Source organism: Paenibacillus sp. AGC31, from assembly GCF_057334655.1.
Window position 1 is genome coordinate 150130 of the sequence record NZ_JBHFJH010000024.1, and the last position, 24799, is coordinate 174928.

The 24799-nt window shown below is 45.9% G+C and carries 21 protein-coding genes; 13 read left to right on the forward strand and 8 right to left on the reverse strand.

Features of this window, described 5'->3' with window-relative positions:
- The first annotated feature begins 10 nt into the window (after positions 1–10).
- On the forward strand, positions 11–3334 hold the full coding sequence (locus tag ACE04G_RS08460) for a DUF5704 domain-containing protein (protein ID WP_449005234.1): 3324 nt from the start codon (positions 11–13) through the stop codon (positions 3332–3334).
- Positions 3335–3626: 292 nt separating this feature from the next.
- Here ACE04G_RS08460 and ACE04G_RS08465 read toward each other — a convergent pair whose 3' ends face one another.
- From ACE04G_RS08465 to ACE04G_RS08475, 3 genes are read right to left on the reverse strand one after another with little or no spacing between them, the layout of a single operon-like run.
- A complete protein-coding gene (locus ACE04G_RS08465; RefSeq protein ID WP_449005235.1) occupies positions 3627–4403 on the reverse strand; it encodes a MerR family transcriptional regulator in 777 nt (258 codons plus the stop codon).
- A complete protein-coding gene (locus ACE04G_RS08470; RefSeq protein WP_449005236.1) occupies positions 4378–5304 on the reverse strand; it encodes a DUF2268 domain-containing putative Zn-dependent protease in 927 nt (308 codons plus the stop codon). Before ACE04G_RS08470 ends, ACE04G_RS08465 begins: the two co-directional genes overlap by 26 nt.
- Positions 5305–5363: 59 nt before the next feature.
- Positions 5364–6620 (reverse strand): MFS transporter, encoded by a 1257-nt coding sequence (locus tag ACE04G_RS08475; RefSeq protein WP_449005237.1) that lies wholly within the window; start codon positions 6618–6620, stop codon positions 5364–5366.
- A 276-nt stretch (positions 6621–6896) separates the two neighbouring features.
- On the opposite strand from ACE04G_RS08475, the gene ACE04G_RS08480 reads away from it, so the two are divergent.
- Together ACE04G_RS08480 and ACE04G_RS08485 are read left to right on the forward strand one after the other, a co-directional pair.
- On the forward strand, positions 6897–8195 hold the full coding sequence (locus ACE04G_RS08480; protein ID WP_449005238.1) for a galactokinase: 1299 nt from the start codon (positions 6897–6899) through the stop codon (positions 8193–8195).
- Positions 8196–8360: 165 nt separating this feature from the next.
- On the forward strand, positions 8361–8642 hold the full coding sequence (locus tag ACE04G_RS08485; RefSeq protein WP_405131497.1) for a hypothetical protein: 282 nt from the start codon (positions 8361–8363) through the stop codon (positions 8640–8642).
- Between the two features lie 806 nt (positions 8643–9448).
- On the opposite strand, the gene ACE04G_RS08490 is transcribed toward ACE04G_RS08485, so the two are convergent.
- Positions 9449–9982: a hypothetical protein gene (locus tag ACE04G_RS08490; protein WP_100526550.1), complete on the reverse strand. Its 534-nt coding sequence runs from the start codon at positions 9980–9982 to the stop codon at positions 9449–9451.
- 340 nt (positions 9983–10322) lie between these two features.
- Positions 10323–10619: a hypothetical protein gene (locus tag ACE04G_RS08495; RefSeq protein ID WP_405131498.1), complete on the reverse strand. Its 297-nt coding sequence runs from the start codon at positions 10617–10619 to the stop codon at positions 10323–10325.
- 146 nt (positions 10620–10765) lie between these two features.
- On the opposite strand from ACE04G_RS08495, the gene ACE04G_RS08500 reads away from it, so the two are divergent.
- From ACE04G_RS08500 to ACE04G_RS08515, 4 genes are read left to right on the forward strand one after another with little or no spacing between them, the layout of a single operon-like run.
- Positions 10766–12208 (forward strand): lipase family protein, encoded by a 1443-nt coding sequence (locus ACE04G_RS08500; protein WP_405131499.1) that lies wholly within the window; start codon positions 10766–10768, stop codon positions 12206–12208.
- A gap of 35 nt (positions 12209–12243) precedes the next feature.
- On the forward strand, positions 12244–12537 hold the full coding sequence (locus ACE04G_RS08505; RefSeq protein ID WP_100526553.1) for a hypothetical protein: 294 nt from the start codon (positions 12244–12246) through the stop codon (positions 12535–12537).
- 30 nt (positions 12538–12567) lie between these two features.
- Complete coding sequence (locus ACE04G_RS08510) at positions 12568–12939, forward strand: hypothetical protein (protein WP_405131500.1); 372 nt, start codon at positions 12568–12570, stop codon at positions 12937–12939.
- Positions 12936–13439, forward strand: coding sequence for a hypothetical protein (locus ACE04G_RS08515; RefSeq protein WP_405131501.1), 504 nt, complete (start codon positions 12936–12938; stop codon positions 13437–13439). The genes ACE04G_RS08510 and ACE04G_RS08515 overlap by 4 nt, the downstream gene beginning before the upstream one ends.
- A gap of 83 nt (positions 13440–13522) precedes the next feature.
- Here ACE04G_RS08515 and ACE04G_RS08520 read toward each other — a convergent pair whose 3' ends face one another.
- From ACE04G_RS08520 to ACE04G_RS08530, 3 genes are read right to left on the reverse strand one after another with little or no spacing between them, the layout of a single operon-like run.
- Positions 13523–14686 carry a Ger(x)C family spore germination protein gene (locus ACE04G_RS08520; protein WP_449005239.1) on the reverse strand — a complete coding sequence of 388 codons (1164 nt, stop codon included), beginning with the start codon at positions 14684–14686 and terminating at the stop codon, positions 13523–13525.
- Complete coding sequence (locus ACE04G_RS08525) at positions 14683–16185, reverse strand: spore germination protein (protein WP_449005240.1); 1503 nt, start codon at positions 16183–16185, stop codon at positions 14683–14685. Before ACE04G_RS08525 ends, ACE04G_RS08520 begins: the two co-directional genes overlap by 4 nt.
- Complete coding sequence (locus ACE04G_RS08530) at positions 16157–17278, reverse strand: GerAB/ArcD/ProY family transporter (protein WP_449005241.1); 1122 nt, start codon at positions 17276–17278, stop codon at positions 16157–16159. Before ACE04G_RS08530 ends, ACE04G_RS08525 begins: the two co-directional genes overlap by 29 nt.
- A gap of 195 nt (positions 17279–17473) precedes the next feature.
- Between ACE04G_RS08530 and ACE04G_RS08535 the strand changes: the two genes are divergently transcribed.
- From ACE04G_RS08535 to ACE04G_RS08560, 6 genes are all read left to right on the forward strand, one after another.
- Positions 17474–18367, forward strand: coding sequence for an NAD(P)-dependent oxidoreductase (locus ACE04G_RS08535; protein ID WP_449005242.1), 894 nt, complete (start codon positions 17474–17476; stop codon positions 18365–18367).
- Between the two features lie 277 nt (positions 18368–18644).
- A complete protein-coding gene (locus ACE04G_RS08540; RefSeq protein ID WP_017690394.1) occupies positions 18645–19376 on the forward strand; it encodes a nuclease-related domain-containing protein in 732 nt (243 codons plus the stop codon).
- A 265-nt stretch (positions 19377–19641) separates the two neighbouring features.
- Positions 19642–20532 carry a hypothetical protein gene (locus ACE04G_RS08545; protein WP_221818913.1) on the forward strand — a complete coding sequence of 297 codons (891 nt, stop codon included), beginning with the start codon at positions 19642–19644 and terminating at the stop codon, positions 20530–20532.
- A 228-nt stretch (positions 20533–20760) separates the two neighbouring features.
- Entirely contained in the window at positions 20761–22536 is a 1776-nt protein-coding gene (locus ACE04G_RS08550) for a cache domain-containing sensor histidine kinase (protein ID WP_449005243.1), read from the forward strand.
- Positions 22533–23597 carry a response regulator transcription factor gene (locus ACE04G_RS08555; RefSeq protein WP_339307066.1) on the forward strand — a complete coding sequence of 355 codons (1065 nt, stop codon included), beginning with the start codon at positions 22533–22535 and terminating at the stop codon, positions 23595–23597. The genes ACE04G_RS08550 and ACE04G_RS08555 overlap by 4 nt, the downstream gene beginning before the upstream one ends.
- 271 nt (positions 23598–23868) lie before the next feature.
- Positions 23869–24786 carry an ABC transporter permease gene (locus tag ACE04G_RS08560; RefSeq protein WP_449005345.1) on the forward strand — a complete coding sequence of 306 codons (918 nt, stop codon included), beginning with the start codon at positions 23869–23871 and terminating at the stop codon, positions 24784–24786.
- Positions 24787–24799: the final 13 nt, after the last annotated feature.

The window sequence follows — 24799 nt, forward strand, 5'->3', positions numbered from 1 at the left end:
GAATGGACCAATGGTGAAAAAGTTAATCAACTCATCACTAAGTGCAATTTTCGTACTATCATCTTTATTTATGATTTTTATATTTCGTCCTGGTCAGGCTGAGGCAATCGGCAGTTCTCGTCTATTTCAAGATCCGGATAAACCTAATGTTTATTATTTTGTTGGTATGGTGTATTACGAAGTATGGCGGAATAGTGCTGGAACTTGGACTGGAGATGGTAAGAAACCAAGTGATACAATTCAGCGTGTTGATGGAGGGCCATATGAGTTTACCTTTGCCTCGGGCCGGAAGGTTAAAAGTGTTGAGGTAAGCCCTTATAAATTCAATTGGAAGTATGCAGATGAGACTTTTAACACTTCACGAACAGGCGAACTGGCAGCAAACAATAAGCAGTATTACCAAGATGCTACTTCGATAGAAAATTACACTCTAAGCAGGAGCAGTCCCGTGGGAGTTGGAACAAATTCAGTCAATATGAGAGTTTTTGTAGATCAGGGGAAACTAGAAGCAGCCAGACCTGTTAACCGAAAACTCGAAGAAGAGCAGAATGGTCAAACCTTTGCCCAAGGAGTCCTTGGCTATCGTTACTTCTTCCCAACCCTGTTCACGATCGAGCTTGAACCTGAAGAAGGTAAGGCGGTAGTCAAACACTGGACCACGACAGGCCAAAGCTTGGATGGTATGGATGGGTTTACAGATAAGGAAGTGAAGCTGGAGAAGGACAAGGAATACAACTTTGCCCATACCGCTCCTGGAGAGAAGTACTCCTACGAGGGCTACAAAAAAAGCACCGTGGCCGCGCCGAGCGGTGGATCAAGGAGTTCTGGAGATCCTGGGAAATTTACGTACAACGGGAAGTACCCTGTGTACTACGTGTATTTCTACTATAAGCTGAAGAACGATGAAACGCCAGAAATTCCGAACAACGTATGTACGCCGCCGCAGCCGGGACGCATGCTAGAAGGCAAGTACATGGACCCGGTTGTCACTGGCATAATCAAAGCGGATCAGCGTGGCAGTGAACCATTTGATGTGCTGAAGGGCATTCCTACATCAGAAAGCTTGTACGGCAATGTCTTCAGCCGAGATTATTTGTTTCAGAACCAATTTGTACAGATGACAGGTACATGTACATATACGGTCAATGTAGAACAAACATGGACATTGACTTGGACGGAGGAAAGCACGACCACTGATGCGGAAGGAAACAGCCAAACGGTTCGAACGCCAAAGAGTGATACTGAAGTCGTACCCAGCCAATACCAGGTCGTTCGGCCATACGCGTACTGGACAATTGATGAGCTGAGCGTATACAACATTCAGGAAGCCACGTTGATCAACTACGCTTTCAATGGTGAACAGATTACGATTACACCAGAAGGGTACACGCCGCCAGAGTTCCAGGCTGAAGAGACCGGCAATCTATATCCGCCACCCCAGCCGGGCACGCAGCAAGGACCATCACGTACCAAGTCGGGTGGAAACAGCCGACCCTCTCCAGATCAGGAGAATTTGCAGGATGTAGCGGAGGCCGCAGTTCCGGATGTCGAGGTCGAAAATGACTCTCTCGTGTTCAAGGGTCAAACGATCATGAACAAGCTACGGACCGCGAAAGAAGGACCGCAGCCTGAACAGATTCCGGTGCCAGTACAGATTGGGAAAGATGTGCTGTACAGCCCGTATCATTATATCCCGATCGGAAAGACCAACAAGAAGGACACTACTAGCAAAGGACTTATTAATTATATCTTAGCCGATGGCAGTATCGATGCCGAAGAGGAAGAACTGGAATATGATATCTATGGCATCAACACTGTCACTGTGCACACGCCAGTCGTGAACTACTCGCTGGTTTCGGATGACCAGCCGCATAATCAGAAAACGACACCCAATATGAATCGCTCTGCCCTTATTTTGGAGCGTCCGTTCACTGTGCGCATTCCCACCAGTGGACAGCATTTGGATGTCAACTCGTATCCAGGGTATGGAAACCGGGATTATGCCAAGTATTATCGTATCAAACAGGTGCGGTTTCCGTTTGACGTGTACAGTACCGACCGGACGCAGTTTTATCCTCGGGATACGTGGATTGATATTCCGGTGTATGTACTGGACACGACCTTCTATCTTCCCGTGTGGGTCGATGAAGGAGATTATCAGGTGGAGTTTCGCAATATTGCCGAAAATGCACCTGCCGACTTTGAATCGATGTCCAGAAGTAATGCTCAGCCGGACGCGAACACAGACCTGACCTACCACCTGGCAAGTGACGAAGTATCTGTGGAGGTCATCGGCCGATTGTATGATTTTCAGATTACGGACATTGCAGACTATAACTGGGAACTGGTCTTCCGCCGTTTTAAGGGAAGCATTGCGCCGACTTGGATCAGTTACTGGACAGGTACGCAGGATATCGATGGGGACAAGCGAGGCAACAACCCACAGTTTACCGTACCGATTCGACCCGGTAGTCATCCGCTGCAAGGATACCAGAATGTAGCGGTAAAGACAGGATATCACTTCAAATTCGATTTTAAAACGAAAGGCAATATGTTTGGTCCGAGGGACGGCATTCGCCTGACCCCGACCTTTGATTTTGTGAGCAAGGACGGGAAAACGCGCGTGCCGGTGGATTTGTATTACTCCACGAATCAGCGCAACTTTATCCGCATCGGCTCGGCCGAGGACCAAGTGAAGCGGTTCGTAATTCTGAATGATCGGTTGCGTCAGGTACCGTCAGAACAGCTACGGGATACCGCAACATACAAATACAACCGATATGGCGAAATTCATCCGGGGATGATGAGTGAGCGGTCGTATCAGGACTATTATCGGGAGAAATATACGAAGATGAAAACTCCGGTAGGTGGGTATAGCCTGCTGCTGATGCCAGAGCAGTTGCGGACGTTTATCGGTCCCAAAACGAACATTCCCACTACCGCTAGTGCTGATGTACTGCGTACCAATGCGGCCATTCAGCAATGGTACGGCGAGTATAGTTTGCCTGCGGAACCGTATGTCGTGCAGGCAGGGACTAATTTGGCCGAGTACGGGCGGACCCATGGTGGTTTGGATGCAAAGTCACCGATCTTTTTGAAGGATGGTTATATCGTTGTGAACTTCAACCTCGAATCGATCCGGGAGGGGAATTTGGCGGCACCGCATCTGCAATACATTCATGCGCCGCTGATGAACCAATGGCTGCTAGAGGGCTTCCAGCGTCAGGTGGAGGACAGCTACGGGAATAGCTTTGCTTTGCGAGATGGAGACGTGGTGTTCTACCATGCGGATCGTTCCAGTCGTGATGATTTTAGCGCACAGGTACCGCATTAAGAGGTAGGGTAGCGAAGTCGGATGGACTCTTTGCGGCGAGAGAAATCATTATCTCTTAAGGATATTGGCATCTCATATAGGTTCAGGAATTTGACGTTTGATAGATCAGAGGGGTTGTATTTCAAGGCTCTACTTATCATCGCTATTTAAACGATGCTACGCAAGCCGGGAAGGACAGATGGATAAGGCGGTAAGCAAGGGTAATCACATGTGGTTTGAAAAACGTATCTTCCATACATATGGAAGATACGTTTTTTTTACTATGTTACCTTGTATGTGGAGGGGATCCAATTCACACAAAACACTTTTGCTTACCCTCCACATAAACCATAATAGCTTGATACAAAAACCTCAAAAAGTCCTCATCACCAAACTGATCAAAATAACCCGCATAGCGACGATCCGTCGTATAGGCTTCAGCGATACATCTCAGAATCTCATCATCACAGCTCATAAACTGTTCCAGACAACTCTTCCATTCACGCACTAACGCTTGTACCTCACCAGAAGCAGGGGACAGATCCTGATGTTTCGCCAATTCCCGAAATACCTGCTCCATGTTGACCGAGAACTGCTGGTAAGCTTGTTCTTGTTCTTCCGCAGACAGTTGGTTCACATTGGCTTCGAATTCCTGATATTTCTCGGTATCCCCGTAGATGAACTTCGCCTCAGATTCATATTGTTCTTGAATGGACAGGATGGAAGAGTCATCAAACAGATGAAGATGAGAGATATCCGTTCCATCTACATACTCGTCCAACTGGTCGATGATGGTTTCGAGCTTTTGTTTGCGTTGAACGAGTGTACTACGGTGCTCTCTTAGGATATCTTTCTGTTCTTCTTTGGAGAGTTGCATCATGGCTGCAATGTCTTTTAATGAGAAATTCATTTCTTTGAACAGAAGAATCATTTGCAGATTCCCCAGTGCCTCTTGATCGTAATACCGATAGCCATTGTCCTCGACTTTGCTCGGTTTTAGGAGATCCGTTTTATCGTAATAATGTAATGCGCGTTTGGTGATGCCTGTAATCTGAATGATATCTTTAACGGTGAAATAGGGTATCTTCATTCCAAAATTCCTTTGTTTCAGCAAGGATGACACTTGCCGGAGTAATGGTTGCTTCGGTAATCGGTGTACCTGTTTTGTTCAGATAATATTGGATTAAGTGATAACCGCAGGCATAGCCAGCCGCATAGGGCATACCTACGGGAGTGAAGTTCTGCAGTGTGGCAAGTTCATCGCCGTATAGGTACGGATTAATCTGGTCAAAACCGGTGACATGCAGCTGGTCTTTCATTTTTGGCTTGATTACGGTATTCAATGTCTCCATATCCGTTTTGGCTACCCAGGGTCCTAGCAACTCTTCTCCATACAGGGATGTCGCAAAGCTCTCGGCCAACCCCTCGCTAACAACCATCTCGCCAAGCGTAATCTGTGGATTCCACTGGATATATTGATACCTTACGTTATGATTGCATTCATGGGCTAACACGGATTGCATACGAGGTAGAGTATACCTATTGGGGATCAGGTTCGCAATAATATAACCCGGGATTCCACCATCTCCGCTGATACCTTCGTTCATCATGAGTGAAGGGCTATTCTTGTCGCCTAATAAAATCGTGTATAGATATTCGGAGACCGGTAGCTCAATCCCGTGATCTGTAAAGGTAGATAGACTCGTACGAACAGCTTCATGGCACTGTTGCCAAAATGCTTCAGACGAGATCGCTGCTAACGATTCGTTAATCTCAGGTGTGATATCTGCTGGAGCGATATTCATAAAGTTATTCATCATAATCACGTCGAAGCCGTGAGGCTCTTGAGAGCGAAACGGGATCTGTTGAATGTTCCATTTGTTCATGAATGGATTCATCATAAGCTCGCGGTATAACTCCAATTTCTCATCGGGTACAGCCTGGATGATCTCCTTATAGATTTTATCTGAACGTAAAGCGGTAATTTTCATCCTTAATCTCTCCTTCATGTAAGCTTGAGATCATTATCAAGTATGACCTAACGTAACAGTCAAGCGTTGATGTTACGCTGCTGGCTCTCTGAATGATTCTGCATTTTCATAGCGAATATCAGAGCAGACAGGATATAGATCAGGCTTAACAAGAGATAAGGAAGTTGGAGCGAGAATACGCGATCAAATGTCGTTTCACTAACCCGCACCAATAATCCGCCGAGAAGCGTACCGATGGCACTAATGCCAAAGGATAGAAAGCGAAACACACTTCCGACCCTGCCAAGCATCTCATTAGGAACGGAACGTTGCAGGATGGAGGAACGGGTAACATTGTAGACAATGATGAAAAATGCAGCACAGAAGTACAGACTACCTACCATATACGCATTTGTAGTTAGACCCACCACACCGTAGATGATTCCCATGCACAAAATGGAGGAGATAATCAATTGTTTTGTACTCCATTTCTTGCGCATATAAGCAACAGCTTGGCTCCCTACAATGCTACCAATTGTTGCAATGGAGATGAGAATACCGAATGCAAAAGCATCCAACTGAAGCACATCTCGTACAAAGAAGATCTGAGTAGCCAGAATGATCGAATACATCAGCGTAATGGTCACAGACAGAATCGCTAGTCCGCGGAGAAAACGATCACGATAGACATATTGAATACCGGACCACATCTCGCGTTTCCAATTCTTCATCGGTCGAACTTCTTTCTTGGTTGTTTCCGTATCCCCAGGGTAGAAGTTTCCCTTCAAACTGATTAAAAAAAGTAGAGCAATAACAGCCGTTACGGCGTCTATGGCAAAAGGAAAAACAATATGCAGGGTGACGATAAACCCTCCCAGAGCAACGCCCAGAATATCACTTGTGATTAACTGTCCCGCGGTGAATTGCCCATTGGCTTTCTCCAATTTACTTTCATCTACTAGTTGTGGGATTACCGTCTGCACTGTACTGTCGAATACGACTCGGCTAAGGCCAATTCCAAACATGAACAGAGCCAGAATCGGAATGCTCACCCATCCTCCCCAGATGCATAACGTCAGAGCAAGTAGAAGGATCATTCGAGTAAAGCCTGCGCCAATCAGCATATGTTTCCGTGAGTAACGGTCGATGAGGACACCTACAGGTAGACTGAAGAGAAGCCAAGGCAAACGAAGTGCCGTCATCGTGACAGAGGCATACAGCGTATCGCTCGTTAGTGTTGATATGAGCCAAGGGACCGCAGCAAGTGTAAGTCCATCACCCAAAAAGGTAAGCGAAAATGCACCGAATAACTTGGTATAGTTCGACTTGAATTTCATCGTTCCCTCCATCAATGAGATGTATAGCATAGCAACATTAAGGTTGGAAAATAATATGTTTTCACTTAAACCAAATTTAAGTTATTCTAAAATGGTTTTCAATCCTATTTTTACAATAAATAACTTCACAAAACGCTTACAAACTTTCAATTCTACCCTACCTTTTCCGTTACGAAGCTGAGATAATGGGAGAGGATTAAGGCGTGAAACAGACGCGACAACCATGTTCACCAACAGTCTAAAAATAACAGCTGCACATCCATAGGAGGATTATTAATGACGACACAACCATTGAATCTGATCCAATCCACGGAGGGCCAAGCGTTGCTTGCCCAAATGTATGGACAATCACAAGTAGAGGAACAGACCGCACGTTACACAAAGCTGAACGCAACGTTTGAAGAGTACTTTGGCGCGCAAGAGGGAAGCAAGTTGTTCAGCGCAGCAGGACGCAGTGAGATTGGCGGCAACCACACGGATCATAACCATGGTAAAGTGCTAGCGGGCAGCATTACGCTGGATACGATTGCAGTGGCTGCGCCAACGGCAGAATCGGTTATTACTTTTTATTCGGAAGGCTACGACAAGAAATATGTAATCGATCTCACAGATCTCACGCCAAATGCGGAAGACGATGGCACAACAGCATTGATTCGTGGTATGGCTGCGGGATTCGGAGAGTTTGGACACCAGGTTGGCGGCTTCCAAGCGTACATCTCTAGTAACGTATTCTCGGCATCAGGTCTCAGTTCATCGGCATCATTCGAGATGCTGATCTGTACGATTTTGAATCATTTCTATAATGATGGAGCATTGGATGTTGTAACCTTGGCCAAAATCGGTCAGTATGCGGAGAATCACTATTGGAACAAACCTTCCGGTCTGTTGGATCAGATGGCTTGTGCGTATGGTGGACTCATTGCCATTGATTTTGAAAATCCTGCACAGCCGGTTATCGAGCCTGTTCAGTGGGATTTCCAACAAAACGGCTACTCATTGGTCATTGTGAATACGGGCGGCAACCACGCTGATCTGACGGAAGATTACGCTGCTGTGCCATATGAGATGAGAGCGGTTGCTCAGGCACTGGGCAGTGAGTATGTTCGGGAAATTACAGCTGACGCAATCTACGCCAACCTCAAGAAGGTTCGTGAAGCGGCTGGGGATCGTGCAGTGCTGCGTGCGCTTCATTTCCTGGAGGAAAACAATCGTGTCGATGGTCAGGTTCAGGCGTTGCGTGATGGACGTTTTGCTGATTTCCTCAAACTGATTACGGCGTCTGGTAATTCGTCATGGAAATGGTTGCAGAATGTATATCAGAGTGGTGCTGTGAAGGAACAGGAGATTGGCATTGCGCTGGCTGTGACGGAAAATTATCTGCAAAACTTGGGTGATGGCGCTTGTCGTATTCATGGTGGTGGATTCGCAGGGGTTATTCTGACGATCCTTCCAAACGAAAAAGTAGAAGAGTATATGTCATGGATGCACGACATGCTGGAAACGCCGATTATTGTCGTTAATGTGCGTGCACAAGGCGCAGTATGTCTGAATGCTTTGATCGCTAACGCGGGCTAAAAAGCACTTAGATAAATAGTTCAACATGATTCAACGAAGTCCGGGCCATGCCCGGGCTTTTTGGATTGTCCATTTTTTGAAAAAACTTCAAACTTTGAAGGTCTGTAATGTGTTATTTAAGTAGTTGCTATATCTCAATAATGTTCTTATGGGAGGAAGGGTCAGATGAGTACACCTACAGTGGCTGGTCAGGAAGAGGCTCAATTATACGAGGAGTTGCGGCGTGCGATCGATGAATTCGAAGAGGGCGAGCAGCGGCAAATAGTTCTGAGTCGGATGGTCAGACAGCTCAGGTTTGCCAAGTGGCGCAAAGATCGTATGCGCAAGGTTGATGCATACTCTCAAAAGATCAAACCGGCGACACTTTGGATCATAATAGCCACAGGTGCACTTGCGCCGGTATTGTTATTTAGCGTGTTCATCTGGGTGTCGTTGTGGGTGGAATAATGAGGAAATGGAGTTTTTTACGAGACTCCTAATTATCAATTCTTCTTACGCTCATACATCTACTTAAGAGGTTTGATGTCATCAGGTGCTGAGGCTGTTTTGACTTCATAAGTATCATAATCTACCATTGCAAATATTTCTTGAGTTTTATTCCCTTTTACGTACCCGTTAGTGATACCGTATGAGACAAGTCAGATGGAATGAATTTGTGGCCTGTAAACTCAACATCAATTCCATAGGTTTCTTTAAAATAAGCTAGGCTTGCGATTTCGGCTTTTTGTACAATTTCTTTTTGCTCGTTGGACATGCAACCGCAAAATACAGTGATACTTAATCAATTAGGATAGTGATTTCGGTTTCCTTATGATCTTTAACATGTCCACTCAAACTAATATTGTGGCTAAGATCTTTCGGCATAAATTTATGATCAATGAATTCCACTTTAGTATTATAGTGATTAATGAAGTATTGATGACCCACTTGAGTGGCTTCTTCAATAATCTTGTCTTGATTCGTTATAGAGTTACATCCTCCCAATATAAGGGATAAGATTATAAGTATAAAAGATACAGATTGAATATTTTTAAAATAATCTTTAACCTCCTATATATGTTAACTTAGCACATTATAATATACTTTAACTTTTTAGATCAGTAAACAGAGAAGAGTTTTTATGCGTACGATTCATGGAAGGTTGCAGTAAGATACAGTAATTGTCTAAATCTGCTCATAAGTAAAGAGTCAGATAGGAAGTGATCCTCCTACCTAACTCTTTACTTTCCTTGGGTAAGCAGTGCTATAACTGATTAGTGTATATCAGTAGTATTCCTGTTCAATGTTTGAATTTTCTCTTGAATATACTGGTGGTAATCGCGGAAGCTGCTAATGTGATGCAAGGAATCAGAATTCTCGGACTGAATCTTAATTTTACCGTCCTGAGGCAGATTTTTCATCTCAGCAATGACGGATTTGGAACCTTGGATATCACCGGACATGTCCTGGATTCGCTGTAATAATGCCGGATGTCCTTCATGTTGGAGCATTTCGGCGAGCGGTCTCATTTCCTCCAACTTTTGGCTCGACCGTTCAAGTGTGGTCATTACTTTGTCTCCATCTGTACTTGCACTAAGCGAAACCATTCGGTGAATATGGTCTTTCTCCATACGTTCAAGCGCCTCAAGATGGGAAGCTTCCAGTCGTTTGGGATCGCTCCAACTCTCCGACCGAACGGTGTCATTCTGTTGCTGGGAAGCATTGTTCGCAGTGCCATTACCACAGCCCCATAACAGAGATGAGCAGGTTAACACGGCTCCAACGGCGATGATACTTTTTAACCTCATGCTGTCACTCCTTCGATAATTTTCCTGAAGGTAGTATGAGCTATAATATCCAAAATCATGCTTCTTCTCTTCATTTCTGTCCCATAATTAAGCATATCACTGATTTTATCTGGTAAAAATGGCCTAGAAGGATTCATTATTATTTGCTATTTAAACTCAAATTACAGACTTTCTACTTATTTTTGCAGGCATGTGTTTTCGGGTGTGTAGATATTGATTTATAATAAATGGATATAAATACAGGTAAATTGTTACAAATAAACTACGTCTAACAACTGCAAAAAAAGAGACCTGGACGTTTCCTCCAGGTCATTCCTAATGAAACATTAACATTGGTATATTACTTTGCTGTTTTTTCTGGGGAAGAAGGTACTTCCTTTTTTGGATTTCGACTATCGATAAACCAGCCTGGTCCTTGTACACTGATAACCTCCTGTGAGTCGTAGTTATAGGAAACTGTGATACGTTCATCCTCATGTCCCGTTATATGACCGTATAGATATAGACGTGAATGAATGGAAGGATCATCAATATCGTGACTCGTTACAATAAAGTCCGCATTATAGTATTTCTTTATGTACTGAACACTTATTGGTTTAGCTGTTTCTACAATACTTTGCTTCTCTGAGGTAGACATACTTGAACATCCTCCTAATAAGAATAGAAAAATAAGTACGGTCAGAGCTATAGGCTTTATTTGCATAAGCGTTAATTCTCCTTTTATGGAAATAAACTCTAAAGACACTTTAATACAAATTATTGTAATAGACAAGGTGGGGTATCATGACATACATAAATGATAAGACCTATTGGACCATTGCTGATGAGGTATACATACGAGAATTACCATCATCCGGATATAAAAATGAAAATCTTCCAGGTTGGACAATAGTTGAACCGAAGGGAGCAATACTCCACGATACGAATGGTTCGGGATTTGATGCTTCAGTGTTTTACAATGAGGATAATAATCAAGTTATTATTGGTTATAGAGGAACTGAACCACCTGATCGTCCCAAATGGAGTGTACTAACAGACTGGGAGACTGATTTAAATGATGTTGTGGGTAATCGAACCAAGAATTTGGAGGAAACTCACAATTATATGGAGCAATATAAGGAAGAGATTGCCTCGCTACCTCTGCATAAACAAATGCCTTTTATTGAGGCTGAGTCTAGGTATCAGAATAATCAATTTGTTCAGGCAATGGACCTCTTTGATAAAGTGAAGGAGGAGTACCCAGAAGCTGATATATCAACGACTGGACACTCGTTGGGAGGTGCTCAGGCGGAATATGTGGCGATTCGTAATGGAATATCGTCAGCTAGTTATAATCCGCCAAGTATTGTGCATTTACTTCCTGATGATTTACAAGAAAAGGTTCGGAACGGAGATTATCTGAAAACGAATGTGGCCTATGTCCATCCAGGGGATTCTGTGGGTTCTGGTGTGAAGAATGCTGAGCAGCATGTCGGTGCTACTTATTATATCAATTCGACTTTTGAAGATGCTAATCGATACGAGACCATCCCCATGTTCTTACCGGCACCTCGGGAGACGTGGTGGGAACAAAGATTGTTTGGTAACAAGTGGTCGTTTGAATTTATTCGTGTTCCGTCTATATCCGGAGAACAAAGTGTACTATCTAAGTTTTTGGATTCCATGCTAGTGGGTCAGAGAACACATAGTATGGATCATTTTACATTCGATGAGAAAGGGAACATAAGTAATACATTGTATACGATAGATGGGCGACGTGTGGATGGTCAGCCTAGAGTAGAAAATTATTCAGAGATGATGAAGGCAAGAGAAGAGTTTAAGGAAGCGATGAATATGCTTGTCGAGAAGCATGGTTCTGCTATGGGAGGTTTTGGCCAACTTGCGGCAGCATTACTAGGAATCAGCCCAGTCGATATGAATAGACAGAACTCAGCGTACTATGTTGGCGACCAACACGGAAGCACCATTCAGCTAACACCTGAGGAGCTTGGACATGCTTCCAGACAGATGCGGGATAGTCTACATGGTTTTGCCAATGATGCGCGCTCTTCAATCCAGATGTTTCAAGCGCATATATCAACAAGTGAGAGCCAGTCCTTTACACCCATTGCCTATGATGCTACAGCAACGTTGGAGCGGGTCAATCGGTGGTACCAAGAATCCATTACAGAGATCGCAGATTATATCGAACGAAAAAGACAGGATTTTGTTCTGGCAGATCGATAATAGTTTAGTTGCAATGAACTACAGGAGGTGTACATATGGGGAGAATATCTGTCTCTCTGTCAGATTTGAGAAGAGCGATCCAGCAGTGTGAACAGTTGCAGCAACGCTTGATTCAACAGGAACAGCAGATGCGAAACATATATGGAAGACTGCACGATTGGAAGGGGGAGTCTGCAGTACAGTTGTCTGCAAAAATGTCGACATTTCTTGAAGGAACTACATCCAAATTAGCAGAGTTAGAAGCACACAAAGAACAATTAAAACAATATATAAGGAAGATGGAAGAGGCCGACCGCGAAGATCGACGCAAAGCTCAGTACCCTTATTAATCGTCCTTATTTTCCGAACTGGGGGGAATTATGTATATCTATAACAATTTGATATGGCGCTGGACCATCAATCTTCTGTATCCTGCCATTATCTTTGTCTTCCAGAGCTGGGGACCGATATTGGATTCTTGGACAGGTCCTATTTTGTTCGTCGCGGTGTTCTGCTTTCTATGGAGCGATGTAAAAGACATGTTCCTCTCTACAGGATTGACATGGTTTATTGCCATCCCGTGTTGGTGGTATTTCATCGAGCGTCCGAAACCATCGTTCGGTGCAGAACATTTTGCGGCACATCTATGGTTAATTGTACTTATGTATATTGTCCTTGTGCTCATTCCTCAGACCTTAATTCTGACTACTCGGTTGCGGGTAATGGATTATATTAGGGGGAAGCAGATATGAGTCGCATCAAAAGAATCAACAAGCCATACTTCATCTTCCTCATCTGGAACGTACTTATGATTGGTGCTGTACAGGGGTTAACCTTCCAGCATGAGCCTGGTAGAGGCGTGTCTGGTAACGGTAACCTGGGACTTCTGGTGTTAGCTCCATCTCTTCTGACCTTTCTTATTCTATGTATCTGGAAGACAACTTTGTCCAAATGGTGGTTGTACGATCAGCGTCAGCGCTGGGGAGGGAAGGTGCATGCTTTTGTACCCTTGGGTGCTCTTCTACTGTGTGTGTTGTCAGTCTTTCTGGAGTTACGTATCATGGATGACTTACGCATACAACTCAATGGATTTACGAATGATCCGAATTCGGCAGTATACCGTTTTGGTTGGCTGAACCAATACACGAACATACTGTTTTACAACGTGCCGATCCTGCTGTTCGGCTTGTCTTTCTCAATACTGACAGGCTGGCTGATGGAATGGAAACTTCGCAGCCATAGATCCGCATGATCCGATCTGCAAGCGAACGACATCCATCTACACAAACACCCCTTATCCGGCTCCAGACGGACAAGGGGTGTTTTGCGTTCTTGCTATACTTTCCGTTTATATTTCCCTGTGTACGGGATGGTGAGGTGGATTTTTAGATCCTGAATCGAGTCTTCGGTAAGCATCATCTTGCTGCCATTGTTTGATAACTTTCGCCAGAGTTTCGGATTTTTGCGATACAGCTTCTCCTGAAGACCGTAAATATCCACACCACGCTCAAGGCCGTGACGATAGGTCTGCATGATCTGCTCGCGCAACTTCACTTCACTAATCTGGATCATCTCTTCATACGAGGTGGGCACCAGGTATTCGTACAGGGCAGTGAGGTATTGGGCGTCAATGTTGAACGTAACGTTTTCTCCATGAATGACAGGTTTAATTTTGATCTTTGGCAATCCTACACTGAGTGCCCCATAGATCGTTCCATCCTTCTGCACAAGCAAGGGAGCACGCCGCATGTCTTTGATTAGCCAATGATAACCGGGAAGCTGACTGCGTGGAAAGTATTCAAAGTCATAGCCAGTCTTTTCGAAAAAGGCCCCTTCCACCAGAAACAAATCATGTTTCTTCTCATTCTCAGCCCACTGGGTATCGTTCAATGCAAGACTCGGCAGATACGTCGTGGTAGCGGGATCATTATGTGTTGCAATGAGCTTAAAACTAAGCACAGGCGGGTACAACGATTCTTCCATATAAGTGGGGAGTGGGTTGTGAAGAATGCTGTCCAGTGGCGACATATTATAGATGGACGTTGCACTCAGGATTTTCTCCAGAGGCTCTCGTGTTCCGTACACCCAGGTAGTATAACGGGATTCTGGAAACCGTCCCAGCATGTCGAACACTTCTTTGATGTGTTTGCTGGTCAGCACACCTTCGGCCATAACGATGGCTGTCACATGCCCCCAAGCCATGTGTAATTGAGCCGTGCGGAACAGCTCGTTCAGCGCTAGACTCATGGTTTTCCCCTCGGCATGTCCGACCCATACAGGCGGTGTATCTGCACTTTTGGTTGAACTTTCACTTTTGGCGACACTGGCAAAATCCAGCGTTTGTACATACAGGTGATACATGCCGTCTTTATAATCAATGCCAAATGCTTTGGCGTAGTCTACCTGTTGAATCTCAAAGGCACTCCAGCACCCACTTGTCATCACACACATCGATAGGCTTAACAGACCCAGCAAATATCGCTGTAACAAGTGTTTCATCGTCCGTTTCCTTTCTTACGGGGTTCTTGAGTCTCAAGATAGACGGGTCTTCGTTTACCTAACCCCTTTGGCAGTTTGAATAATGAAGCTATCGCTTGTTTGAAATGAAGTGGTGTTAACGGCGTGAGATATGGAATGCCAAATGATTTGAGATCGGCCAGGTAGATGAGGAACATAATCAACGACAGGATGAACCCATAGATACCGAGGGAAGCTCCCAAGACAAAACAAAGGAACCGCAGGATCAGCACAGAACTGGTCATGACCTGATTCACAATGGTTGCTCCAGCTACAACGGTAACTGCGATGATGACAATCATGAGGGGAGAGACCATACCGGCTCGAATGGCGGAATCTCCGATAATCAGACCTCCAACGACAGTTAGTGTCTGGCCGATGGCACTTGGCAAACGTACCCCTGCCTCACGGAACAGCTCCATCAGCAGCATAATGAGAAACATCTCCATTCCCGATTCCATCGGAAGTCCCATGCGTCCAACCGAGATCGTCGCGACTAGAGGAAAGGGGATCTGATCCATATGAAAGGAGGTCAGCGCAATATAGAATCCGGGCAGGAACACGGTGATCATCAGGCCAAGAAAGCGCAGCATCCGTCCTACGTTCACAGCCAAGAAGGGAAAGCTGGCATCCTCCGGTGATTTGAGCAAAAGAAACAGATTGACTGGCCCAATAATAGCGCTGGGATTGCCGTCGACAATGAGGATAAAACGTCCGTTCAGGAGACATTCTGCAGCAAAGTCAGGCCTGCCCGTATAATGGGTGACGGGAAACAAAGTAATCTTCGAAGGGGACAGCAATTCTTCCAGTTCATTGGCGGTCAAGATGCGTTCGGTCTCAATCTTACGCAACCGATCCTGGACGTCTTCGATTAGCTCCGGGTTCGCGATATTCTTGATATACATCAGGGCTACCTTGGTTGCAGAACGTGAACCGATCAGTTCGATATTACAGGCCAGCTGGTTCGTACGCAGACGTGTACGTATCAGAGCAACATTGACGGCAAGGGGTTCAATGAATCCGTCTCTCGCTCCGCGAATCGAAACCTCGGTGGTCGATTCCTCCGGCGTTCGAGTGGGGATGTTGGAAATATCAATACTCCACATGGCTTGAAGGGAAGGAATACAGATCAACATATGGCCTTCAAATACACGGAGAGACATCAGTTCAGTTCCAAATGCCGGATCTTGCAGATCCATTCGGGTCCAATCCAGGCTGATGCACTTTTCAATGTCTGATGTACGGATAAAGTGTGTATTTTCATATGTTCGTTTGAGTTCCGGAAGAATAATATCGTAGATCGCTTCACTATCCACCATACCGCTGCAATAGGTCATAAGGAGTTGCATCGGAGGTTCTCCGAACATATGACTATTGATGATGACATCATCAGATCCCGCAAAAAAGGTGTTCAGGTTATGCTCGTTCATTCGGAACGGTTCAACTTCACGATTATTCTTGGGCTGGGTTGAGATCGGCATGTTCGGGAGCCTCCTTGTCCTTTTTGTGGATTAATGCGGCAATGGTTAATATCACGGTAACGATTGAGACATAGGCCAGCATGACCGGGAACTGAATATGATCTACGTAATAGTCTACGTAATCAATGCGCCACCATTGCATCGCCATGAAGCTCATGATGACGGTGATGGTAAGAATGGCGATATATCGTTTCTTCGGCCTGCGGAAATTCAGCAGATCGACGATGAGATACAAAGATATGGCCACTCTTGCGAAAGAACCACTAAGCCACTGATAGATGGACAGAAAATCAACGTGTTGCAGCAGCTTGCCGATATTTACAAGTTTCCATTGCTCATAGGGACTGTTCCGTTGTTTTGCTGCTTCTTCTGGGCCGAATTCCACGATGGCTCCGATGGTTGGTCCAATCGCCATACTAAGCATGAACAAGCCGAGGATCAGAACATACCACCACCGAATTTTGCCTTTGACTTCATGTTGGAACAGCATGAGTATCCAGATTTCCATAAGCCCGGCAAGGGAGTAGATCATGCCCCGCCACACGGGGCCCATGCCGTTCTCCATGATCGGGAACAATAGGCTGTAGTCCTTATATTTCATATTGGCGGACATTACAAAATAACCAAGCAAAATTACAAAGGGTAGCAGCAGACTGGAAGTCATGGCAATGGAGCGTATGCCTTTAGCCGCTGCCCACGCAGCAACCAGTGCTCCGCCACCAGCCAGAACATAGGGAGGCGTGAATTGAAGATATGTGGATACGGTCCAGTTAGTTGTCTCGTACAACGTATGTGTGCCAAGTGTGAACAGCAGAATGGAAGCAGAGATCCGGAAGATCCAGGAAGGAACAGCACCGAATTCTCGCGTAATCCAATCTGTTAGCCGCTGTCCACGTACACGTCGAATGATGATATACATCATACACAGAAACAACATGAACAGTGGAGCGGCGGCTACGACAGACAACCAGCCGTCTCTGCCGCCAGCTTCGAGTATCGCTGGAACAGACAAGACATGGCAAACGAGCCCTGCACTTAATAAAAGGATGGAAAAGGACAACCAAATGGTAATTTGACCTTTTTCACGACTCATGGAAATCCTCCTTTCCAATGAAGGAAGTTTCCGTTAGGTTGTACAGCATACAGGAAGTTGATTCCTTTTTCAGATTTTTTCACAGAAAGCTGCAAGCGATATGGACGGACTAAGCAGAAAGCTTTAACATACAGATATAGCAATGTCGAAGACAAGCACTGAGCGAAGCATAGAGAAATAGGGAGGAAACCTACGATGACAATAACGACTAAGGCACCTGGAGAGACAAAAGTTGGCTTTATTGGTACAGGCGTGATGGGTAAAAGCATGGCTGGGCACATCCAGCAAGCGGGATACCCGCTTCATGTGTACACGCGAACTGCTACCAAAGCGGAAGCGTTGGTGAAGGAAGGTGCTGTATGGCATGACACACCAGGCAAACTGGCTGCTGCGTGTGATGTCATCATCACAATGGTGGGGTATCCGAAGGATGTCGAGGAGATTTATCTCGGTGAGGATGGTCTCGTGGCCAATGCCAAACCGGGTTCATATCTGATTGATATGACAACATCCAGTCCGCTACTGGCTGCACGAATCTTTGAAGCTGCGGAAGCCAAAGGACTGCATGCACTGGACGCGCCTGTATCGGGCGGTGATATCGGAGCGCAGAACGCGAAGCTGTCCATTATGGTTGGTGGTAGCTCGGAGGCCTTTGAAGCCGTGCGTCCGCTGTTTGAGCAGATGGGCACCAACATTGTGCTGCAAGGCAAGGCGGGAGCCGGACAGCATACCAAAATGTGCAACCAGATTGCCATTGCCTCTGGCATGATGGGTGTATGCGAAGCACTTGCCTATGCCAAGACGTCTGGTCTGGACGCGGAGACCGTGCTGAAGAGCATTGCTACCGGCGCAGCCGGAAGCTGGTCGCTCAGCAATCTCGGTCCGCGCATGATCGCAGGCGATTATGAGCCTGGATTCTATGTGAAACATTTTATCAAAGACATGGGAATTGCACTGGAGTCTGCAAAAGCGATGGGCATGAAAACACCTGGGTTGGCTCTGGCCGAATCCCTGTATCAGGAAATAGCGAATAATGGTTTGGACGAGAAGGGTACTCAGGTGCTCTACACCTATTATCTTCAGGCTTAACATCCAAGAGAACAGCAGCGTATTCTTTTTCTATTCAGGAAAGGGTTGCGCTGTTTTTTTCAATTTTGCGGTTTGTTTATGCGTCTAAAGTCACGGAATTGGTTAAATGTTCATATGTACTTTGCGTATTGGAGAGATTTTGATCGTTTTCCCTTTATTTTTACCCCGCTTTATCCGACATAAGTAATAGAAGTTTACATAATGAATGTGTCAAAGGATGTTATTCCTCCTGTAATGGTCACCCGTAACCCACACTATAATAGAACGGAGCTTGCCCATGTTCAAGAAAATCCTGTCTCTGTTCAAGACACAACCAGAGCTTGCGAACCAGATTACAGCCTCCGCTTCAGCGTTACCATCGACGACAACCATTCCCCCGCGTATGGTCCGTAGTAAGCGCAAGAAAAAGGCGGAAGGGGATTGGACACGCCAGCCGGAGGAACCTAGTACAGCAGATCAGCTGATCGGTCTTCCAAGTCAATATAAAGTGCTGAACGACCTGCTCGTTACCAATCCGAAGTCACGCTCCGGTTATTCGCAGATTGATCATGTCGTGATCGGGCCTCGGGCAATCTTTGTGATCGAAACCCGAAATCTGACGACAGGTGAGATTCGCGGCGGAAGAAGAGAGGCCAATTGGTCGGTCAGCAGCAGTCGGGTCAAAATGTACAATCCACTTATGCAGCATCGTGCACATGTGGAAGCCATCCATGCACACCTCGGAGACTACAAAAGAGTACGTCTTGTCTCCATGGTGACCTTCACCAACCGTTGCCGCATCAGTGTTGATCCTGCTGTGAGATATGTGAATTCAGATGAACTGATCATCTACGATCATGAATTGGTGGAAACGATTCAGCGCAAGACAGAACGACTTGAGACAGAGGTTCCCGAAACCGTATTTCAAGAGAAGGATATCCAGGCGATCTACGCTCTGTTATCATCGGTCAATTCCACCGATCCTCAGATTCGGTCAGAGCATATGGAGAAGGCTAAAGGGATCAAATAATTACGCTTCACGAACACTGTTGTCCATACGGGCGGCAGTGTTTTTGTGTTGCGGTGGTAGTTAATGTGCGAGTAGTAAAAGGCTTTAGACACAGGTATATCGTCGTATACAACCGATTTTTAACTTATGATAGAATGTAGACCATGTCCAATTGTGTGAATCAAGCATGTTATATGAAAGGATATTTTTGTAAGAGAGTGTTCAAGTCTTGGAGCAGAGGTTAATGGCTCTCAGGAATATACATAGGATAGGGGAAGATTATACGATGAAATGGAATTATACGATAAAGACGTTTACAGTTATGCTTGGTTTGGCAGCGATTCTGACAGCTTGTGGTGGCGGAGCGAAAGAGACGTCATCGCCGGAGTCTGCTTCCGGTACAGAAGTTGCTTCATCAGAAACAAGCAGCTCGAATGCTGCCGTAACAGAAACTGCAGCAACCGGTTCGAATGGGAGTGAGGAGACAGGTTCAGCCGCAAAAGAATCTTCTTCAGCCGACGACGGCAAGATTGGAAAGGACTCCACACTGGAAGAGTTGAAGCAGCAGTATGCCGATAAACTCGGTTATATCCGTATCCCGCTTACGGATCATCCGGTGCGTCGGGTCAGTGAGGAAGGTTCCAAAAATATTAATGTAGCCAACTACAGCGATGCCGTTGTAGACATGAATGCAGGGGTGCCAATTCACTCTGATTCGCAGCAGTTGATTGATGATGCCTTTCCTTTTTTTACAACCGTACAAGCACCTGACGAATCTTATATAACTTGGGAAGAAGCAACCAATCTGGAGCGTGCCATGGTGAAAACACTGTTTATCGCGCGTGAAGGCCTGCTGATTACCGAAGATGCGATGAAAAATAAGGACTACAGCAGTACATCGTTCCAGGACTCCAAAGATTTTTTCAGCATTACCGCGAAATTTGAATCCATGGCGCCTGTCGCACAGCATCCGCGTGACATTACGTTGAGTACGTTATACGACAAAGCCCGCACGTCGTGGGGCAAGCTTGCTGCGATGGACCCGGAGCAGGATGAAGCGGCGTTTGCCGAGATGTACAAGACGACGAGAACCGATGCCAATAATGCCATGGGGTTGCTTAATGTTCTGTTGTCTACGAATGAGGAAGAACGGATCAAAGAGATTTACGGGGAATAAAAATGCCGTGATTCAGAGATAAATTTGGATCATCCGGGTAACAAGTCTGGATCACATGCCTTCAAACTCTGACTACCGATTGAAGCGGGGTCAGGGTTTTTCTGGTTTTTTCCAATAGGTGTATGATATGTTTTTAGGAGTAAGACATGTCCGGAATATAGGTGAGGTGTGTGAAAGATGTGGTGGATGAAATTTTGTAAACGCTTTAAATTTAAAACGAAGCTAATCTTGTTTTTATCTACCGCAACGGTCTTAATCTCCGGAATCACAGGGTTGATCACCTATCGCATCCATATCGACCTGTTCAATGAAGAGGTCAGTCGCCAGTATAGTCTTACCGCAGAGCAGATTCTTGCACGTCTGGATTCCAGGGTACACGACATGTATAAAGTCACCGATTATATCACACTGAATCCCTCCGTAAAAGATGCCATCAAAGCACAGACCTCTGGCATCTCGTCCTATGATCAGATGAAGCTGGAAGATGAACTGGATGATCAGTTGTATCAGGTAAGGCTGGATGCACCGGAGATTATGGGGCTCCGCATATATGACCTGAAGGAAAACATATTTAATCTCGGTGCCTTTGCCGGCTCATTTCAACAGATGGATCCTTCCTATCTGGCAGAGATGGTTCATAGACTGGAAGGAACGGGCGGCGAATATGGTTGGAATCGTTTGGGGCCGGATGCTTTCTTGCAGGAGGAACAATCCAATTGGATTCTGGCGGGACGATTAATGCGGTCTGTTGATCTGGAGACCTATGGCGTAATGCTAATTCTGTTTAACACCTCGTTGTTCGAATCGTATCTCAAAGATCTGCGACTGAATGAGGAAGTGGCTGTCTACTTGTTTGACGCAGATGGCGAGCTTTTGTATGCCTTTCATAATCAGGATGCAGATCCACCACCACTCACCGAGCTAAGTCTGGGGGCGACTGAGATCAGGGACGAGCAGGGAACAACCCAATTGTATACGAAACAAACGTCAGACAAAGCGGGCTTCACTCTGGTCAGCAAGGTCTCACTCGCTCAGATTCAGAACAAGGGAAAGATCATTGTAAAAGTTGCTGTGTTCTCTGCATTAGCCAGCATATTATGCTCCTGGTTCATCATTACCGTAATTAGCGGCAGACTGTTGCGTCCACTTGCGAGTCTAGTCAACGCGATGAAAAGAGTGCGTGATGGACAGTTCGATACACGGGTTCGGATCGAGACACGGGATGAGCTCGGTTTCATCGGTGAACGATTCAATGCAATGGCTTCCCGGATTGATACGCTTATACATGAAGTGTACGAGCGCGAACTCAGTGAAAAAGAAGCTGAACTCAAAGCTATTCAGGCCCAGCTGAATCCCCATTTTCTGTATAACACCTTGAGCATGTTTTTCTGGAAGTTCTATATGCTTGGTGATGAGAAATCGGCTCGCCTGGTCACTGCCTTGTCCGAGATGCTGCAGTATACGCTGGAACCCGTGCAGCAACTGACGACCGTTCAGGATGAGATGAAGCAAATAGATCACTACCTGCAGATTCAGCAGGTCCGGTATCAGGAAGCCTTGTCGATTGAAATTGCCGTTCCTGCTGAATTGTTTCGCTGTCAGGTGATCCGGCTGTTGCTTCAGCCCATCGTGGAGAATGTTTTTGTTCATGCCTTCTCGGACAAAAGGAACAACCGCCATCTGGAGATTCGTGGCTCGCGGCAAAACGGGCATGAAGGAGAGCCGGATCTGCTCATCATTGAAATTTCAGATAACGGCTGCGGCATGCACGCATCGGTCATTGAACGCATTATGACGCCAGTGGCACATGCAGATGAGGAACGTCAGCACATTGGCATGCGGAGTGTACTTCGAAGAATTGAGTTGATTCACGGTGAACCCTACGGTGTACAGATCGAGTCGACTGTGGGAGAGGGTACGCTAGTACGTCTTCGTTTGCCTTATCAGATCGGTGAGGACTCATGCCGGGAAATTCAGGTGACTGAGAGGAGTAGGTTCTGTTGAATGGACGTATGCTCGTAGTGGATGATGAAGCATTATTTCGTCAGGGTCTGATTCATCTGGTTCGCAATAATCCCCTCGGGTGGGAGGTCGTTGGGGAAGCGGCCGATGGAGAAGAAGCGATACAGGCTGTACACAGCTGCACACCTGATCTGATCATTACGGATATCAACATGCCTGTGATGGATGGTCTAGATTTGGCCGAACGCATACACGAGAGTGGACTGGACATTATGATTATCATTTTGACAGGTTATCGTGAGTTCGAATATGCACAGCGTGCCATCCGGTATGGGGCAATTGAATTTTTGTTAAAGCCGTTCTCGCTCGATGAAGCATGTCAGGTGTTACAAAAGGCACATGAACGATATCGCCGAAAACAGTCCGACATTCGAAGCAGGGAACAATACAGCCAAGTGGACCGTACCGAGAGACTACGAGAGGAACTGACTTCGTTGCTGCTCCACCATCAATTCGGATCAATAATGAATCGGATCGAGATGTTGCTAGAAGAAGCGTCCGGGATGAGCTTGTCACAAGGCAAAGCGGAGATTCATATGCTTATGAAGGTCATGATGGACTTACTGGTACAACAGCTTCAGCCTAAGGAATCCGGTGGTATGGACTCCACTGCCCCAGATCCACTGCTCTGGATTCATACCATACCTGAAGTCATCGCTTGGGCCAGATGCAAGAGCGAAGAGTGGCTGGATATGCTAATGCGGCTAACTCAGGAACAGCAGGATCATGTCGTTACACGAGTTATACAGTATATTGAAATGAACTATTCCAGCACATGTACGTTGCAGGCCGTGGCTGCCCATGTTCATGTGACACCCAACTACTTGAGCCATTTGTTCAAAAAAGAAACAGGACAAGGCTTCAGCCAATATGTCAGCAAGCGCCGAATCGATAAGGCGAAGCTGCTGCTGCACAGCACTCGGCAGAGCATGGCAGATATCGCGGAACTGACTGGGTTCGATAACTCCAGTTATTTTACAACCGTATTCAAACAGATGACGGGGGTATCGCCCCGTGAATATCGCAAGCAAGTAGCCAAGTGAAGTGCCCGGTAGCAATCCCCCTTGAACTACTGTAGGGTCCACAATTAAAGAGAAGCATTCTCTTAATATCTGTTCGTTTCCAAGGCAACCCCACCATGTGGGGTTATTTTTGTGTAGAAAATTATAAAAGGATCGTTAAATAACAAATGTTTACGCTTACATTTTTATCTAAAATACAACTATAGTACATCAACAGCAGAGAGGAGTGATGGATATGAAGGGGGAACTGACCGCAGGTCCGCCGTCTGGATTACAACCGCCGGACAGTGAGATGAAGCATCGGATTCGGCAGCAGCAGCTTCGACGATTCAAGATGAATATACCGTTAATCTTGATGTTTGTTCCGGTGATTATGTTCTACCTTACCTTTCGTTATGCACCCATCGGAGGGCTGGTCATGGCCTTCAAGGACTACAACTTCTATGATGGGCTGTGGAACAGTCCATGGGTGGGCTTTCAGCATTTTCAGACGCTGTTCAGTGATCCGCGCACGGTGGAGATTATTCGCAACACCTTGTTCCTCAGTCTGTTAAGCATCATTATCGGGTTTCCCATTCCAATTATTCTGGCCATTATGCTGAATGAAGTGCGAAACATGGCCTTTAAGCGAACGGTGCAGACGGTGGTCTATATGCCACACTTCTTTTCCTGGGTCATCATTGCGATGATGATCATGACGGTTTTCTCTTTGGAAAATGGGATCGTAAACCGCTGGGTCGAGGCCTGGACGGGAGCACCTTATCCGTTCATGTACAACAAGGGTTCATGGGTTGCGGTATTTGTCGGCTCAGGGATCTGGAAGGACATGGGCTTCAATGCCATCATTTTTCTCGCGGCACTAACGACCATTGATCCGAGCCAATACGAGGCTGCACAGATGGATGGGGCCAGCAAAATGCGTCAGATCTGGCATGTCACCCTTCCGGGTATACGCTCCACCATTATTCTTCTGCTGATTCTGTCGATGGGGCGGGTGATGGAGGTCGGATTCGACCAGGTGTATATGCTTCAGAATTCCAATGTCAATGAGATAGCGGATGTAATCAGTACCTATATCTACCGCACCGGTCTTCAGGGAGCACAGTTCAGCCTGACAACGGCGATGGGATTGTTCGAATCACTGGTTGCATTTATCCTCATTTTTAGTGCAAATTATATCGCGCGTCGATTTAACGAAGGTTTGTGGTAGGAGGGAGAACAGC

Bases quoted from the DNA above. Each gene is read 5' to 3' on its own strand.
- ACE04G_RS08495 (WP_405131498.1), bottom strand. From the start codon at position 10,619: ATGTCTACCTCAGAGAAGCAAAGTATTGTAGAAACAGCTAAACCAATA.
- ACE04G_RS08480 (WP_449005238.1), top strand. From the start codon at position 6,897: ATGACGACACAACCATTGAATCTGATCCAATCCACGGAGGGCCAAGCG.
- ACE04G_RS08515 (WP_405131501.1), top strand. From the start codon at position 12,936: ATGAGTCGCATCAAAAGAATCAACAAGCCATACTTCATCTTCCTCATC.
- ACE04G_RS08465 (WP_449005235.1), bottom strand. From the start codon at position 4,403: ATGAAGATACCCTATTTCACCGTTAAAGATATCATTCAGATTACAGGC.
- ACE04G_RS08560 (WP_449005345.1), top strand. From the start codon at position 23,869: ATGAAGCATCGGATTCGGCAGCAGCAGCTTCGACGATTCAAGATGAAT.
- ACE04G_RS08460 (WP_449005234.1), top strand. From the start codon at position 11: ATGGTGAAAAAGTTAATCAACTCATCACTAAGTGCAATTTTCGTACTA.
- ACE04G_RS08525 (WP_449005240.1), bottom strand. From the start codon at position 16,185: ATGCCGATCTCAACCCAGCCCAAGAATAATCGTGAAGTTGAACCGTTC.
- ACE04G_RS08530 (WP_449005241.1), bottom strand. From the start codon at position 17,278: ATGAGTCGTGAAAAAGGTCAAATTACCATTTGGTTGTCCTTTTCCATC.
- ACE04G_RS08535 (WP_449005242.1), top strand. From the start codon at position 17,474: ATGACAATAACGACTAAGGCACCTGGAGAGACAAAAGTTGGCTTTATT.
- ACE04G_RS08545 (WP_221818913.1), top strand. From the start codon at position 19,642: ATGAAATGGAATTATACGATAAAGACGTTTACAGTTATGCTTGGTTTG.
- ACE04G_RS08475 (WP_449005237.1), bottom strand. From the start codon at position 6,620: ATGAAATTCAAGTCGAACTATACCAAGTTATTCGGTGCATTTTCGCTT.
- ACE04G_RS08485 (WP_405131497.1), top strand. From the start codon at position 8,361: ATGAGTACACCTACAGTGGCTGGTCAGGAAGAGGCTCAATTATACGAG.
- ACE04G_RS08505 (WP_100526553.1), top strand. From the start codon at position 12,244: ATGGGGAGAATATCTGTCTCTCTGTCAGATTTGAGAAGAGCGATCCAG.
- ACE04G_RS08490 (WP_100526550.1), bottom strand. From the start codon at position 9,982: ATGAGGTTAAAAAGTATCATCGCCGTTGGAGCCGTGTTAACCTGCTCA.
- ACE04G_RS08510 (WP_405131500.1), top strand. From the start codon at position 12,568: ATGTATATCTATAACAATTTGATATGGCGCTGGACCATCAATCTTCTG.
- ACE04G_RS08470 (WP_449005236.1), bottom strand. From the start codon at position 5,304: ATGAAAATTACCGCTTTACGTTCAGATAAAATCTATAAGGAGATCATC.
- ACE04G_RS08500 (WP_405131499.1), top strand. From the start codon at position 10,766: ATGACATACATAAATGATAAGACCTATTGGACCATTGCTGATGAGGTA.
- ACE04G_RS08540 (WP_017690394.1), top strand. From the start codon at position 18,645: ATGTTCAAGAAAATCCTGTCTCTGTTCAAGACACAACCAGAGCTTGCG.
- ACE04G_RS08520 (WP_449005239.1), bottom strand. From the start codon at position 14,686: ATGAAACACTTGTTACAGCGATATTTGCTGGGTCTGTTAAGCCTATCG.